Raw genomic sequence first — 15,485 nt, forward strand, 5'->3', positions numbered from 1 at the left:
TTGGCTATCTTTTCTTTTTAACGTAGACCAGTGTTATTATGCCAACGACTAAAATAAGTGTAAAAGTGATCGCATAAAGCACGTTTTTTGATGGATTTTGCCCTAAAAAGTAGCCAACGCCAAGCAAAATCGCTACCCAAATTCCAGCACCAAGCGTGGTAAAAAGGCTAAATTTAAACACATTCATCTTGCTTAGACCGGCTGGCAGACTAATATATTGCCTAATGCCAGGTATTAACCTGCAATTAAAGGTTGAAATTTCGCCGTGTTTGTTAAAAAACGCCTCAAATTTTGCCATTTTTGCTTCATTTATGCCTACAAATTTGCCATATCTATCAATCAAACCACGTCCAAAAAAGTAACACAAATAATAGTTAAACAACGCTCCAATAAGTGATCCGCTCACGCCACATAAAAATGCCAAAACTAGGCTCATCTCGCCTTTGCTTGCCAAATATCCAGCCGGTATCATCGCTACTTCGCTAGGAAATGGAAAAAACGAGCTTTCTAAAAACATCATCACAAAAATGCCCACATAACCCCATTGTGCAACCATAGAAACGATAAAATTTATAATCTCACTAAGCATAAAAAACCTTAAAATTTAGTATTAGTTCGTAAAAAATAAGCATAGCAAAAAGAGCAAATATCACACCACAAACGGCGTCGATTTTGTTTTGATTGTTTAAAAACAGCTCTCTTGCACGTTTGATTGAAAAAATTCTACCAAGAAAGATAAATGCCAAAATGCTCTCAAGCGAAATTACAAAAACTAATATTAAAACCTCATAAAATGATGCGTTTTCACTAACAAATCTTGAAAAAATACTAGCAAAATAGAGTATGGCCTTTGGATTTGATAGGTTTGTTAAAAAACCGACTATGAAAAAATGCTTTGTTGATAGTGGTTTTTGGTAATTTGTGTCAAAATTTTCAACTTTTTTGCTAAATGATGAGCGAAGCAGTAAAAAAACTAAGGTAACCAAGATAGCAAACACTAAAAACCATAAGTGTAGTTTTGATAAAAGGAAAGAGTAAAAATAGGCTTTTTAGACCAAAAGCCGTAAGAATTACCCACAAAACTATGCCAAAACCAACGCCCAAACAAGCGTAAATGCTATACTTAAACCCGTGTGCAAGTGACGTTCTAAGCACCAAAAATACGTCAGGTCCAGGGGTGGCAAGTGCTAGCAGATGAACCCCTGTAAGAACAAGCAACGAGTTTAAGTCCATAAAGCTCCTTAAAATGCTGGTATAACAGCACCTTTATAGCGATTTATGATGAAATTTCTAACTTCATCACTTCTAACGGCATTGTTTAAAGCCTTGATTTTTGGCTGTTTTCGTTACCGCTTTTTGTTACAATTATGTTTGCGTAAGGACTATTGCTATTTTCTATCAAAAGTGCGTCGGTTGCAGGATTTAAACCCATATCAAGCACGAAATTTGTGCTAATTGCGGCTAGGTCAACCTCGTGTAGTGTGCGTGGCATTAAAGCCCCCTCAATCTCGATGAATTTAAGATTTTTGACATTTTGCGTTATGTCGTGTGGACTTGCAAATTTTACGCTTTGATCGATTTTGATAAGTCCAGCATTTTCTAAAATTCTCAAAGCCCTGTTTGAGTTGCTAGGATCGTGAGCGATTGCCACTACTGAGCCATCTTTTAGCTCATTTATATTTTTGATTTTGTTTGAGTAAAAGCCCATAGGCTCGACGTGAACGGCTAGGGTTTTTACTAAATTTAGCCTTAAATTTTTATTTTGCTCATCTAAATATGGCTCGTGCTGAAAGAAATTTGCGTCTAAATCGCCATCATTTGTAGCGATATTTGGGATTGAGTAATCTGTAATCTCGCTAATTACAAGCTCATATCCTTGCTCTTTTAGTTTTGGTTTTACAACCTCTAAAATTTCAGCGTGAGGCACTGGCGAAACGCCGACAACTATGGTCTTTTCATCACTTTTTGCGTTTAAGTTTAAAGCCGTTAAAAACGCTATGGCTAGTTTTAAAATTTTCATATCTATCCTTTTAGATTTTTGCACAAAAGGTTAAAAGCCCTTGTGTTTTGGGGCTTTCGCCCCATTTATTAAAACGCTGGTAAAATCGTGCCGTTGTATTTTGATTTGATGAAATTTCTAACTTCATCTGAATTTATAGCCTTATCAAGTGCTTTGATTTTTGGGCTGTTTTCGTTACCTTTTTTAACGACTACGTAGTTTGTATAAGGGTTATTTGCACCGCTTTCAAGCACGAGTGCGTCTTTTGTCGGATTTAGGTTTGCGTTTAGTGCGTAGTTTGTATTAATTACCGCAACCGCAACGTCATCAAGAGCACGTGGAGTTTGAGCCGTTTCAACCTCTATAAATTTTAGATTTTTTGGATTTTCGGTAATGTCAAGCGGAGTTTTTAACGCATTGTTATTTAGCTTAATAAGCCCAGCGCTAGCTAAAACATCAAGTGCTCTGCTCTCATTTGTCGGGTCGTTTGGCACAGCTACGCTATCGCCGTTTTTTAGCTCGTTTATGTTTTTAATTTTCTTTGAATAAACACCCATTGGCTCTAAATGAACGCCAGCCGTATGCACTAGCGTTGTGCCTTTGTTTTTATTAAATTCATTTAAATATGGCAGGTGTTGGTAGAAGTTTGCGTCAATTTCGCCGTCTTGTGTAGCTAGATTTGGCACGACATAGTCGTTAAATTCCTTAATCACAAGCTCGTAACCCTCTTTTAAAAGAAGTGGTTTTGTAGCTTCTAAAATTTCAGCGTGCGGGATTGGTGTAGCACCTACTACGATTTTTTCAGCGGCATTTGCTGATAGGGTTAAGCTCAAAGCAACTAGTGATGATTTAAGTAGATTTTTCATTTTTATCCTTTTATAAAATTTGCTAAATCATTTAAAAGGATAGGTATTAAATTTCTTTTTAAATGTTTAGCTCGTGCTAAGCACTTAAAAAGAAATTTGTGCTTAGCGGTTAGTCTTTTGACACCTCTTTCTTACAACGGCACATATCGCACATATCTGATTTCATTGCTGCCCTTTCGTTTTAAAATAATTCGCTGATTGTAAGCAAAATTTATTTAAATAAAAATAAAATTTGTTAAAATTGCGTAAATTTTTTAAGGATTTGTGTGAAAAGTAAAATTTTAGCCACCGCTTTGACGTTTTGTCCGCTTGTTGCAGATGATGTTAAATCGCTTCAAATTAGAAACTATGAGTTTTTGATACAAAAGGGCGATGAGTTTTTTATAGTAAATAAAATGGGCGAAATTTTATCGCAACCAGTCGCGCTTAAATATGACAAGACCAGTCCATTTAATGACGGCGTTTCGCTTGTAATGGATGAAAATTTAAATTACGGATACGTTGATAAAAACGGCAAAACAATAATAGAGCCAAAATTTTACCAAGCTGGGTATTTTTCGCAAGGACTAGCCGCTGTAAGTCTTGGTGGTAAATTTGGCTACATAGATAAGAGTGGTAAATTTGTGATAAAGCCAGAATTTCTAGCTGCCAATACATTTAGTGAGGGCTTAGCTGGTGTAGTTAAGGACGATAAATACGGCTTTATAGATAAAAGTGGTAAGTTTGTCATAGAGCCAAAATATGATGATGCGTGGCTGTTTAGCGAGGGGTTTGCGGCAGTTGGGGTTGATGAAAAATACGGCTTTATAGACAAAAATGGCAATTATTTAATCCAGCCAAAATATCAAAGCGTTTCTGAATTTAAAGAGGGCTTTGCTAGGGTTTGCGATGAGCGTTGTGGATTTATTGATAAAAGTGGCAAGGTTGTTATAGATTTGAAATTTGAGTGGGCAAATAGTTTTAGCGATGGACTTGCGGCGGTTAAGGTTGATAACAAGTGGGGCTTTATAGATAAAAGCGGTAAAATGGTCATAAAGCCAAAATATACGCAGGTTGGGGATTTTAGCGAGGGTTTTGCCAGTGTAAATACTGAAATTACAAAAAAGGAGCGTGTCGGGATACTTGGCAACATTAGGATAATCGTGCTTTGTAGCTTCATAGATAAGAGCGGCAAGGAGATGATTGAGTTTAGGCAGATGTGCTGGACTGGCGAATTTAAAAACGGCATAGCAAGGGCTGAGCGTGTAGATGAGCACGGCTATCATAAAAAGGGCTACATAAATACTCGTGGCGAGTTTGTAATAGAGCCAGTATTTAACCAAACGCAAGACCTTAGTGAAAATCGTGGTTGGATAGACTATAAGAAATTTATGTTTTTAATCGACGAAAATGCAAATTTTGTGCAAAAAAAGTAGCCGTTTGTTTAGATAAAATATTGATATATTTTATCTAAACAAAACATCAGTCACAGCATCTTTCATGACACCTATCGCAGTATCTGCTATTGCATTTGTTACCTTACCTTGTATTGTTTTACTTCTTAGCTCATCAAGCTCTTTACGCATACTATCTATTTGATTTTCAAGTGTTTCTATCTGCTTTCTTTGTGCTATTGTTACGCCCACGCTAATAACACCCCAGATACAAAGCATTACAATAAAGAACTCAAAGTCTCCTTTTTCATCTGTTAATGCCCCATAGGCAAAAAGCCAAGCAACAATACAGGTACTAACCATTTAAAATTATGAACTATAAAACCCCAAAAAAGACCGATAATAGATAAGACAATAATAACAGCAACTGCAATAGTTACAATCACACCCATTTAAATTCCTTTAAAATATTATGAAAAAAATCCACGTATAAAACCCTTACCAAACTCAGTTAAAAAATCTACAATTTCATCGTCATTGCTATTATCTAAACTCTCATACAAATGCACAACCAAGCCCTCAAGAGCATTGACTTTTTGATAGAGTTTGTAAATCACAAATGCCATTATTAAAACCACAAAGCTCAAGATACAAACAACATAGATCATTTTTTATACCCACTTTTAGCTTTTTTCATCATCTCGTCAATATTTTCATTTTTAATAATATCATCAGCCATATTTTTTAACTCACTTTCATTTATCTCATTTATATTTTTATTACTTTTAAAAAGAGTTGTAAGCAACTTCATATACACAATGCCACTTACTAATGTAATAGCATATGAAACACCACCAGCCACAGTAGCAGCAAGAATGTTACCTGCTAATGGTATAAAACTAGATACTGTTGTTATGGCTATACTCGCAACAGCGTAACCTGCAAGATTTGTCGCAACCCCTGTTGCTATTGATTTTAATACATTTTCAGAAAATTTAAGCCCCACTTTTTCGCCAATTCTAGCATACATGCTCCATATAAATCCAGCAGATGTTACAGCCATAGCTGTCCCACCAACACCAGGCACCCAACCACTGGCTAAACCAGCAGCAGCTGCACCTTTGGCGTGAAATTTTACAATTTCAGCTATTGCACGTGGCATATTATCGTCTACTATTATTTCATCGCATTTTGCAACAACATCACATAAATCTTTTGCAGTTTTTAAAATATCTAAAACATCATCCATAACAATCCCTTATTATTTAATTTTTAATATTTTACTTTTGTTTATATTAAAAAATATTGAAATATTCAATAAATATATAATAAAACATAAAATTATTCAATTGTTAGAAAATCAGAAACTAATTTATAAAATTAAGCATCTTAAACACAGGGAAAAAAGTGCAAAAACGAACTAAGCGTGATATGGCATATCATCTTGATATTGATGTTGCCACCTTATATAACTGGCGAAAGAATAAGCCAAATTTATATCGTATAGTAATGCTTGGGTTTAAATTTGATGAGCTTATAGAGAAGAGTAAGCAACAATATGAAGATTTGACATCAATAGATGAGAGTATAAGATTAGAGATTAAAGATAAAGCAAAAAAGTAGCCAAAAACGGCTACTTTTTCGTGTATTTGTAGGCTAAATTGCCTAAAATTTGAAAGATTTGCACCATAATTATTAAGATAACAACGGTGTAAAACATAATATCAGGGCGAAATCTTTGATAGCCGTAATTTATCGCAACTGCACCCAAACCACCGCCACCAACAGCCCCAGCCATCGCCGAAAAGCCGATATTTACGATAAGCGTAAGCGTAAATGCCGAGATGATTGAGGGCAGTGCCTCAACAAACATAATGCGAAAAATGATCTGAAAATTACTCGCTCCAAAACTCTTTGCTGCCTCAATAATACCCTTATCAACCTCTTTAAACGCGCTCTCTATGAGCCTTGCTACAAATGGAGCGGCGCCGATCGTTAAAGGCACGATAGTTGCCGTCGTGCCAATACTGGTGCCTACAATAGCACGAGTTACTGGGATTAAAACGATGATTAGGATTATAAACGGGAAGCTTCTAAGTGTGTTTATGATGATATCAAGTATCAAATAAAGCTTGGGATTTGGCTTTAAACCTTCTTTATCCGAGATGATTAGTAAGACTGCTGGGATTAAGCCTATGACAAATGCTAAAAGCGTTGAAACCACGCTCATATAAAGCGTTTCGTTAATTGCTGGCATTAAAATTCGTGAAAAAATATCTGGAAATTTTGAAAAGTCAAACATCACGCCACCTCCCATAAAACGCCACTTTTTGATATATAGCTAAGCACGGCGTCCTTGTCTTTTTCATCTACATTTATTACTAAATTGCCAAGTGCGATATCATTTAGCTTTTCTATCTTGCCCCAAACGATGTTAAAATCAATATCAAGCGTCCTTCCCATATGCGTGATGATGCTTTGCTGTGCCACCTCTTTTGGGAAAAATAGTCTGATATTTACGCCGTTTTCTGGCAAAAACTCATCTTCGCCCAAAAATTCTTTCATCTTTAAATCCGGCTTTAAAAACAGCTCTTCAATCCTGCCCTGACCGATAATCTCGCCGTGTTCTAGCAAAATTGCCCGCTCTGCCACGCTTTTAACCACGTCCATTTCGTGAGTTACAAGCACGATTGTAATGCCAAGCTCCTTGTTAATTTTACTTAAAAGCTCTAAAACACCCTTTGTCGTATTTGGATCAAGTGCTGACGTTGCTTCATCAGAGAGCAGAATTTTTGGATTTAGCGATAACGCCCTAGCGATTGCCACACGCTGTTTTTGACCACCTGAGAGTGAATTTGGATAGGCGTTTTTCTTGCCGTCAAGTCCGACAAGGCTAAGCAGTTCGCTCACTCGCTCGTTTATGTGCTTTTCGTTTGCACCCCAAAAACGAAGCGGTGTGGCTACGTTTTCAAAGACGCTCTTTCTGCTCATCAGTGCAAAGTGCTGAAAAATCATACCGATATCTTTGCGAAATTTTCTAAGCTCATCGCCGTTTATATCAGCTATCTCTTTGCCAAAGACCTTTACGCTACCACCCTGATAGCTTTCAAGTCCATTTATACAGCGTAAAATCGTGCTTTTACCAGCACCACTATGTCCTACAAGGGCAAAAATTTCGCCCTTTTTAATATCAAAACTCACGTCGTTTATCGTAAGAGTATCGCCGTAGAATTTCTTTAGGTTTTTAATTTGTATCAAATTTTTACTCCAAATTTTACTAACTCTGCATTTACATTTTTGAGTTGATTTTTTGCATTTTCTAGCCCTTCGCGGTTGGTTTTTATGACTGCTTCTGGGGCGTTTGCTACAAATTTTTCGTTACTAAGCATATTACTGAGTTTTTCTATCTCTTTTAAAAGTTTGTTTTTTTGTCCCTCTAAACGCTTTACAATCTTGCTTGTATCAATGCCAGAAAGTGGCACAAATGAGCTTAAATTTTCACTAACATCAACACAAGAATTTGCCACTTCATCGTTTGTAAGCTCTATCTCATCGCACTTTGCAAGGGTTTTTATATATTTTAAATACTCGCTACTTAAATTTTCATTTAGTTTTAAAAATGCCTTTGCTATTTTTGCGTTGCCTAAATCCACGCTGGCTTTTGCACGGCGAATGCTAATTATGGCTTCAATGATTAGCGAAAATTTCGCCTCAATATCCAAATCACGCTCTAAATTTGCTGGATATCTGCTTATCATTATTGAGCCGTTTTTAATATCAGTTCCGCTAAGCTCGTGGTATAAAAACTCCGAAATAAACGGCATAAACGGACTAAGTGCTTTCATTGCCTCTTTAAAAATAGCTCCAAGTTCTACAACGCTTGATTTATCTGCCTTGCTAAGCTCAATGCCCCAGTCGCAAAACTCATCCCATAAAAATTTATAAAGTGCATTTGCAGCGTCGTTAAAGCGGTAATTATCAAGATTTTCACGCACTACTGCCACACATTCGTTAAAACGGCTTAGCATATATCTGCCAAGTTCAGTTTTTATTTCGCCAAGATCTGCAAATTTTGGCTCGTTTAATAAAAGATATTTACTAGCATTATAGAGTTTATTTGTAAAATTTCTAACTAGCACGAGCTTTTCTTCGCTAAGTCTGATATCACGCCCTTGCACCGCTAAAATCGCAAGAGTAAATCGCAAAATATCAGCCGAATACTCGTCAATTTTATCAAGTGGATTTATGATATTACCGCTACTTTTGCTCATCTTTTTGCCGTCTTTATCTTTTACGAGTGCGTGAAGATAGATATCTTTAAATGGTAGCTCATTTAGGGCGTTTTCGCTTTGAAACATCATCCTTGCAACCCAGAAAAATAGAATATCAAAGCCAGTAATCAGCATTGTATTTGGGTAAAACTCAGCTAAATCACTCTCAAACCACTTGATATTTTTTAGCTCCGCCCCATTGCCCCAGCCAAGCGTAGAAATAGGCCAAAGTCCGCTAGAAAACCACGTATCAAGCACGTCAGGATCTTGCCTGAAATTTGCTCCGCCACATTTTGGACAAGCCTTTGGCTCATCGTCCTCATCAGCCCACTCGTGTCCGCACTCGCAGTAAAATACTGGAATTTGATGTCCCCACCAAAGTTGGCGAGAGATACACCAGTCTTTAAGCTCTCTCATCCACGCATTAAAGCTGTTTATCCAGTGGCTAGGATAAAACTCGCTACCACCATTATTTACCTTTTTTATCGCTTCATCGGCAATCGCGCTTTTTACAAACCACTGCTTTGAAATATAAGGCTCAACGACATTTTTACAGCGATAGCAGTAGCCCACTTGGTTTTCATAGTCCTCTATCTTTTCAACGTTGCCTAAATTTTCAAGCTCTCTTACAACAATATCACGGGCTTCTAGGCGTTCAAGTCCGGCAAATTTACCGCAATGCTCGTTTAAAATGCCCTTTTCATCAAATATTGTTAGAAATTCTAAATCGTGGCGTTTGCCGACCTCGTAGTCGTTTGTATCGTGCGCTGGGGTAACTTTAACGATGCCAGTACCAAAGCTCATATCAACGTGCTCATCGGCGATGACCTTTATCTTTTTATTTACAATAGGCAATACAACGTTTTTACCGATAAATTTTTTATATCTTTCATCATCAGGATGAACCATAACTGCTGTATCACCAAAATATGTTTCAGGTCTTGTTGTAGCCACAATCATATAACGGCTTGTCTCGTGCGAACCTTCGCAAGAGTTTGAATTTTGCTCGTTTGATGAACATTGCGTTCTATCCGCACTCGCAAAATCCAGCACAACTTGCGAATTTTCATCACGATACTTCGCCTTTGGGGTATTTTCGTTTAAAGCCATTGCTTTGGCGTTTTCGCTTAAATTTTCGCCTTGCAAATCATCATCTGCAAAATAATATCTTAAATAATAAAGCTTGCCTTTATTTTCCTTATGTTCAACCTCAATGTCGCTTAACGCTCCGTCGTGTGTGCACCAATTTACCATATAGTTGCCACGCACGATTAGCCCTTTTTCATATAAATTTACAAACGCTTTTTTAACCGCCTTTTTTAGTCCAGCGTCCATCGTAAATCGCTCTCTACTCCAAGCTGGCGTAATACCAAGACGGCGCATTTGATAAACTATCTCGCCACCGCTTTGCTCTTTCCACTCCCATACTTTTTTGATAAACTCATCGCGTCCAAGCTCTTCTTTTGTAATGCCTTTTGCTAAGAGTTGCCTTTCAACTACATTTTGCGTGGCAATACCAGCGTGATCAAGCCCCGGTTGCCAAAGGGTTTTATATCCGTCCATTCGCTTAAAACGGGTCATAATATCTTGAAGTGTAAAAGTGAGTGCGTGTCCGATGTGAAGCACTCCGGTAACGTTTGGTGGTGGCATCATGATACAAAATGTTTTGCCATCTTTTTGGATATTTTTATTGCCGTTAATCTCAAAATAGCCTTGCTCTTCACAAAATTTATAATACTTCTCTTCAATCTCTTTTGGGTTGTAAAAATCTGCCACTTTTTATCCTTGCTTTTTAATAAATCCCTGATTTTAGCAAAAAATAATTTAATTTAAAATTTTAGTAGCAAAGTAGGGCAGTTTCCCGCCCATTTTATTTGACTATGAAGTGTTTTTGTGATAGGTCGTAATCGCTTTGTGATTCGTTATACATATTTTCGGTTTTAACGGCACCAAGTGAGCATTTTCCGCTTAAAACTACTCTAAAAGGTGTGTATAAAATTCCACTCTTGTCAAGGTTATAAAAGTTAAGAATTCTATCATCTTTTATGCTTTGATACTCTAAATTTAGAGTGTTTTGTGTCTGCTCTGTTCTGTTAAAATTTGTAATGGTTTCGTTAATAGGCTCTAGGCAAGGGCTTACTATTTCGTTTATGACGCCGTTTCTTACGCTACTTTTTGAGCTAAGCTCGATTTTTGAGAAAATAACATCGTTTTGTTTTAAATTTTTAAGCAAAATTTCCTTGCCGTTTTTATCCACAAATGTTCGGTATATGTCTAGCTCTTTTGGCTCTTTTTTATGCTTTATTTCTAGTGGAATGTATGCTTTTGAGCTGATGTTTATAAACATACTTTTACTTGGCACAATTTCAAAGCGACCGTCTTTAGGACTTATGTTGACAATTGATGGCGTGAAAAACTCCATCTTATCGCCATTATACACCAGGCTAAAGCTTCCCTTTTCATCTTTTAGATTTTTAAAATACTCACTTAATGCACGTAGCACAAAGGCTCTTTCTTGGGTTGAGTTTAGTGCGTCTATGTTTGATATGATGTTGTTTGCTAGTTCGTCAGAGTAGCTGTTTTTTGCAAAATTACTAGCGTGTAGATATAGGATAAACGCCATATCTCTCATATCTGAGTTAAAATTTTGACCATTTTTTATGCCTAAATTTTCGCTACTTTTTATGTTACTAATTATGCTATTTGCCTCATCTTCAAAACCTGAAATTTTAAGTGCAGAGGCCATAAGATACCTATCTAAAGTGCTTTTTGTGTATTCTTTTGAGTCATAAAGTCTATTAAGCGTAGATCTATCAACGCTTGAGTATTTTGATAAAACGTAGGTCGCATATAGAGCTTGTGTGCTGTCCTCGAAATTTAGGTTTTTTAGCCCTTTAATTGTGCGTTTTTGGGCGGTTTTATCTATTTTATAACCAGCTTTTTGTAGCTCAAAAAGCACGTCTGCTGCATATATTGAGGCAAATGTGTTTATGTAGCTAGTTTCATCCCAATACCCAAATACTCCGCTATCTTTTTGCATTTTTAGAAGTTCATAAATTCCATACTCAATAAATCTAAGTCTGTCTTTTTCTTCGATCTCATTTTGTGTTTTTGCGTTTAGGAGTGCTAAAAGACGGCTTGAGCGTTGTTCTGAGCAACCATAAGGATAATGGATAAGCTCCGTAGAGGCACTAGCTAAAAGCGATGAAATTTGAGTAGAGGCGTCTATGCGGACTTTTTCATACCCTTTTGGCATGGAGATTTTTTTATTTTTATCTATGCTAAGACTCTTTGCGTAGGTGCTAACCGGATATGGATTTACTACGTCAAGGGCGGTTTTTGAGATGAAAATTTCATCTTTGCTTTTTGCTGTTATCTCAAAATTTGCTTTGCCGATATTTAGCGGTTTAAGTCCTAAATTTATGCTTTTTGACTGCATTGGCTCTAGGCTTAGCTCGGTTTGGTTTAGGGTTACGTTTATGTTTTTACCACTTTGGCTTAGGCTTATATTTTTTGGCTCGTTTGTGGTGTTAATAACCCTTAAAGTCACGTTTATATCGTCGCCATTTAGCATATAACTAATCACGCTTGGTTTTAAGATGATGTCATCTTTTATCGTTACTACCTTGCTAGTGCTTGAGATTTTATCATCATTAGTGGCTATGATATCTACTCTAATGGCGGAGTTAAGCCCCTCTGGAATTTCAAGCTCGTATGTTGCGTTTGCGTTCTCGTCAGCCTTTAATCTTGCCATTTTTATAAAGGTTTTTATATTTTTGCTATCAACTGGACTTGACTCTTCGGCTAATCGTGTTTTCATAGCTGCCATCATCACCATATCTCCGCCAAAATTTAGCAGTTTACCAGATACGATATAGCCTGTTAATTTGCTATAAATATCATAGTCAAACACTCCGTCATTTAGCTGTCTTGTAAAAAAACCAAGTGGATTTGGGCTTTGCTGTTGTGTGATATTTAATACGCCTAAATCCACAGCAAACAGCGATATGTCAGCATTTGGCTCGGCTTTTATATTTATTTTTACCTTTTGATTGCTTTTTGCAAATTTTGGCGTATCTAGTGTGAGCGTCATCGTTTTTTGCTCGACATTTGGCTTTATGTAGCTTTTTGCGTATGCTCTAAAAGGCGTATTTGCTTGATCTGCTAGGCGATAGATGTTTGCGTTTATGTAGCCTCCGTTGAAATTTTCCCAAATGGTAAATTTCACGTTTGCAGAGTGGTTTTTAATACTTGCTAATTTATACGCTTTTACGCCGTTTGCCTCAAGGGTTATGAGTGCTAAACCCTCTTTTATAGCAGAGCTTATGTCAGCACTTAGCGTTTCGCCTTGTTTGTATGTTTTGGCATTTAGCTTGATTTGGGCTGTGCTTAGCTCTTTTGTTGGCGATAGGGTTGAGAAGTTGTAGCCACTAACGCTAATGTCATAACTTGCACTTGCGTTGCTTATAGGGTCTTGTGCTACTATGACATACTCGCCACTTTGACTAAATTTATACTCGAAATTTTGTAAATCTTTGTAAAAACTATCTATATTTTCTAAATTTTTAAACCATTTTAGATAGCCTCTTTCGTCCATATTGTATTCCCAAACTACGCGTTTTATGTCAAATTTTAGCGTTGTGTTTTTGCTTTTAAAATTTGTAGTATCTAAAACTATTGTGCTAAAATTTACACTCTCATCTGGATTTATGAAATTCTTATCGCTTTTTATGCCAACTATGCTATCAAATGGATAAATTTTAAAATCTTTTACACTGCTTATATTTTTGCCGTCGTCGTTTATGTTAAATGTAAGTACCCCGCTTAATGTGCTTTGAGCGTTACTCTCGATAAACACGGGATAGAGTAGCTCTGCTGAGCCGTTTTTGTCTAGCTTTGTATCTTTGTATGAAGTTTTATAGGTTATTTTTTTAATCGTATCATCACTGAATTTAAAATTTTTATACTCATCGTTTTTGTATTCGTCATTAAAAATAGCAATCTCTGTATTGCCAACTAGCCCACTAGCAGGGCTTCCAAATAGATATGTGCTTTGTAGTTTTACTGGTAAAATTTCGTTATTTTTTACGCTTGTTTTTGATAAAATTATCTCATTTTTTATCCTTGCTGGAACAAAGCTTTCTACAAAAAATGGCTCGGTTTTTATAACTTTTGAGGCGTAGATTATGTCTAGGCTAAAGCGACCTGTTAGTTCGCTGGTTAAATTTTGCTCAAAGCTAAGGACGCCAAAATCGTTCGAGTTTGTGACAAATTCGTTTATTTTTTTATTTTGCGGATCTTTAATAAGAAGCTTTATTGGCATATTTTTAAGTGGTTTAAACTCATCATTTTTTAGATAAACGACACCTTTTATGGCGTCTGTTGGGCGGATTATGTTACTTGCAAAATATGTGTAGGCGTTTATTGTTTCATTCGCCTCTTTATTTGGATAGAATGCACGTTCATTTAGCCTTTCATTTTGATTGATGATTAGGAAATTTTGCTCTTTGCCAAGGCTTACGACAACTGAGCTTACATCTTTAAAAATATCTTTTTGCTTAAAGATAAAAACACCCTCGTCGTTTGTTGCACCAGTGCTTATTTGATGATTTTTGTTATCATAAATTTTAACATTTGCATTTGCTAACATTATATTTTCGCCAAGACGATTAGCAAAGACAAACAGCTCATCTTTGCTGACCTTTGCGTTGATGGCTATGTCGCTTAGATAGACTGCTTTTTGAACCTTTTTATCCTTGTTATAATAGGCACTTATAAGATACACTCCGTCTGTTGCACCTGCAAAATCAAGCTTTATTTTGTGCTCTAAAATTTCATTTTTAGCTCCGTCTAGTTCATAGTTTTTGCTAATGATTTGCTTTGTGTAGTTTTGTATATTTTGGTTATCAAAATTTAAAAAATATCTGTAGTTTTCGTCGGTTAATTTTTCTACTACAACCTTTAAATTTGGCACATTTGCACTTTTAATCCCGATAGCTCCCACGCTTGAGATATATGGCTGGTTATTTATAAAATTTACAAAAGCTGGCAGATCAGGCGTTTTAACGCTAAAGATTTGCTCATCTCTAACCAGCAAATACTCATCGCCAAAGCCAGGTAAAATTTTGACCTTATAATCTGTTTGCGGTTTAAATTCATCGCTTATGATATCTATGTAGTAGTTTGCGTCCTTTGGATAAAGTTCGCGGTTTTGACCATAAATATAGGTCATTTCGCCAAGGCTAAATCTATCTATGCCCTCAATTTTTATAAATTTCTTAGCACTATCAAGATTTATCCAGTCTTTTAAAAGCAGTCTAATGCTAAGTTTGCCGTCATCAAGTCCAGCCGTTATAGGATCTGCTAAAACAAGCGTTTTTGCCTCTTTTATGTCTTTAAATGCAACTTCGTCGTTTTTTGTATCTTTGTAGTTTAGCTTCCATTCGTTTAAAAGCTTTGCACCATAAGAGCTTTTAAAGTCTTTTGGCAGGCTAAAAGTAGGGGATTTTATCGGGTTTTCTAGGCTGATTATCACGTCGGTTTTACTTGCCATTTGGGCAGTAAATTTTGCATTATCTACCTTTAAATTTGAGATAACATCGGATAGATTTACGTCATCTATAAATGAGATTATGTATTTTTTATCATCTATTTTTCTTACGTCAATGACGCTAAATTCGTTAGTGCTAAACTGGGCCTTGCTCGTGCCACTTTGACACACATAGCTCATACCTGCGTGTAGATCTTTTGTGTAAAAAATAATGCTATTTTGTCTGTATTCGCTAATGCCATCTATGCTTGGAGTGCAAGAAAAAAGCTTTTCGTGGCTCATTTTGCCAACAAGTTCAGAAGTAAACGGCTTAGTAACGCCAAATTCCAACACAAGTGGATTTTCGCTTTGAATGCTTCCGTCAAATTCAAAGCCAAATAGGTTAATGCCTATTATCACTGGTAAAATCAAGCGTTTTAAACGCAT

Annotated in this window: 13 protein-coding genes and 1 pseudogene; 2 read left to right on the forward strand and 12 right to left on the reverse strand. The window is 36.4% G+C overall.

What is annotated here, in order from left to right:
* Positions 1-4 precede the first annotated feature (4 nt).
* The 5 genes and pseudogenes from CMCT_RS03400 to CMCT_RS03420 all read right to left on the reverse strand — a co-directional run bounded on the left by CMCT_RS03400 (position 5) and on the right by CMCT_RS03420 (position 2,865).
* Entirely contained in the window at positions 5-589 is a 585-nt protein-coding gene (locus CMCT_RS03400) for a DedA family protein (protein WP_034967498.1), read from the reverse strand.
* Positions 582-998, reverse strand: coding sequence for a LysE family transporter (locus CMCT_RS03405; protein WP_217903847.1), 417 nt, complete (start codon positions 996-998; stop codon positions 582-584). The genes CMCT_RS03400 and CMCT_RS03405 overlap by 8 nt, the downstream gene beginning before the upstream one ends.
* On the reverse strand, positions 946-1,233 hold the full coding sequence (locus CMCT_RS03410) for a LysE family translocator (RefSeq protein ID WP_176325012.1): 288 nt from the start codon (positions 1,231-1,233) through the stop codon (positions 946-948). The genes CMCT_RS03405 and CMCT_RS03410 overlap by 53 nt, the downstream gene beginning before the upstream one ends.
* 8 nt (positions 1,234-1,241) lie before the next feature.
* Positions 1,242-2,020 (reverse strand): annotated as a pseudogene (locus tag CMCT_RS03415) (MetQ/NlpA family ABC transporter substrate-binding protein).
* 68 nt (positions 2,021-2,088) lie between these two features.
* Positions 2,089-2,865, reverse strand: a complete 777-nt coding sequence (locus tag CMCT_RS03420; protein ID WP_034967495.1) for a MetQ/NlpA family ABC transporter substrate-binding protein — start codon at positions 2,863-2,865, stop codon at positions 2,089-2,091.
* Positions 2,866-3,131: 266 nt separating this feature from the next.
* On the opposite strand from CMCT_RS03420, the gene CMCT_RS03425 reads away from it, so the two are divergent.
* Entirely contained in the window at positions 3,132-4,280 is a 1,149-nt protein-coding gene (locus CMCT_RS03425) for a WG repeat-containing protein (protein WP_051654834.1), read from the forward strand.
* Positions 4,281-4,310: 30 nt separating this feature from the next.
* Here CMCT_RS03425 and CMCT_RS03430 read toward each other — a convergent pair whose 3' ends face one another.
* The 3 genes from CMCT_RS03430 to CMCT_RS03445 all read right to left on the reverse strand — a co-directional run bounded on the left by CMCT_RS03430 (position 4,311) and on the right by CMCT_RS03445 (position 5,487).
* Entirely contained in the window at positions 4,311-4,601 is a 291-nt protein-coding gene (locus tag CMCT_RS03430) for a hypothetical protein (RefSeq protein ID WP_217903848.1), read from the reverse strand.
* A gap of 107 nt (positions 4,602-4,708) precedes the next feature.
* Complete coding sequence (locus CMCT_RS03440; protein WP_034967490.1) at positions 4,709-4,906, reverse strand: hypothetical protein; 198 nt, start codon at positions 4,904-4,906, stop codon at positions 4,709-4,711.
* Positions 4,903-5,487, reverse strand: coding sequence for a hypothetical protein (locus CMCT_RS03445; RefSeq protein ID WP_034967487.1), 585 nt, complete (start codon positions 5,485-5,487; stop codon positions 4,903-4,905). The genes CMCT_RS03440 and CMCT_RS03445 overlap by 4 nt, the downstream gene beginning before the upstream one ends.
* Before the next feature lie 158 nt (positions 5,488-5,645).
* On the opposite strand from CMCT_RS03445, the gene CMCT_RS03450 reads away from it, so the two are divergent.
* Entirely contained in the window at positions 5,646-5,861 is a 216-nt protein-coding gene (locus CMCT_RS03450; RefSeq protein WP_034967484.1) for a transcriptional regulator, read from the forward strand.
* Between the two features lie 10 nt (positions 5,862-5,871).
* On the opposite strand, the gene CMCT_RS03455 is transcribed toward CMCT_RS03450, so the two are convergent.
* The 4 genes from CMCT_RS03455 to CMCT_RS03470 form a co-directional block, all read right to left on the reverse strand.
* Complete coding sequence (locus CMCT_RS03455) at positions 5,872-6,555, reverse strand: methionine ABC transporter permease (RefSeq protein ID WP_425321193.1); 684 nt, start codon at positions 6,553-6,555, stop codon at positions 5,872-5,874.
* Positions 6,540-7,496, reverse strand: a complete 957-nt coding sequence (locus CMCT_RS03460) for a methionine ABC transporter ATP-binding protein (RefSeq protein WP_034967481.1) — start codon at positions 7,494-7,496, stop codon at positions 6,540-6,542. Before CMCT_RS03460 ends, CMCT_RS03455 begins: the two co-directional genes overlap by 16 nt.
* The gene (locus CMCT_RS03465; protein WP_034967478.1) at positions 7,493-10,285 is read right to left on the reverse strand and encodes a valine--tRNA ligase; all 2,793 of its coding nucleotides are present in this window, start codon (positions 10,283-10,285) and stop codon (positions 7,493-7,495) included. The genes CMCT_RS03460 and CMCT_RS03465 overlap by 4 nt, the downstream gene beginning before the upstream one ends.
* 94 nt (positions 10,286-10,379) lie before the next feature.
* Entirely contained in the window at positions 10,380-15,485 is a 5,106-nt protein-coding gene (locus CMCT_RS03470) for an alpha-2-macroglobulin family protein (RefSeq protein ID WP_034967476.1), read from the reverse strand.

Source organism: Campylobacter mucosalis, from assembly GCF_013372205.1.
GTDB classification, from domain to species: domain Bacteria; phylum Campylobacterota; class Campylobacteria; order Campylobacterales; family Campylobacteraceae; genus Campylobacter_A; species Campylobacter_A mucosalis.

Bases quoted from the DNA above. Each gene is read 5' to 3' on its own strand.
- CMCT_RS03400 (WP_034967498.1), bottom strand. From the start codon at position 589: ATGCTTAGTGAGATTATAAATTTTATCGTTTCTATGGTTGCACAATGG.
- CMCT_RS03410 (WP_176325012.1), bottom strand. From the start codon at position 1,233: ATGGACTTAAACTCGTTGCTTGTTCTTACAGGGGTTCATCTGCTAGCA.
- CMCT_RS03445 (WP_034967487.1), bottom strand. From the start codon at position 5,487: ATGGATGATGTTTTAGATATTTTAAAAACTGCAAAAGATTTATGTGAT.
- CMCT_RS03470 (WP_034967476.1), bottom strand. From the start codon at position 15,485: ATGCGTTTAAAACGCTTGATTTTACCAGTGATAATAGGCATTAACCTA.
- CMCT_RS03430 (WP_217903848.1), bottom strand. From the start codon at position 4,601: ATGGTTAGTACCTGTATTGTTGCTTGGCTTTTTGCCTATGGGGCATTA.
- CMCT_RS03440 (WP_034967490.1), bottom strand. From the start codon at position 4,906: ATGATCTATGTTGTTTGTATCTTGAGCTTTGTGGTTTTAATAATGGCA.
- CMCT_RS03455 (WP_425321193.1), bottom strand. From the start codon at position 6,555: ATGGGAGGTGGCGTGATGTTTGACTTTTCAAAATTTCCAGATATTTTT.
- CMCT_RS03420 (WP_034967495.1), bottom strand. From the start codon at position 2,865: ATGAAAAATCTACTTAAATCATCACTAGTTGCTTTGAGCTTAACCCTA.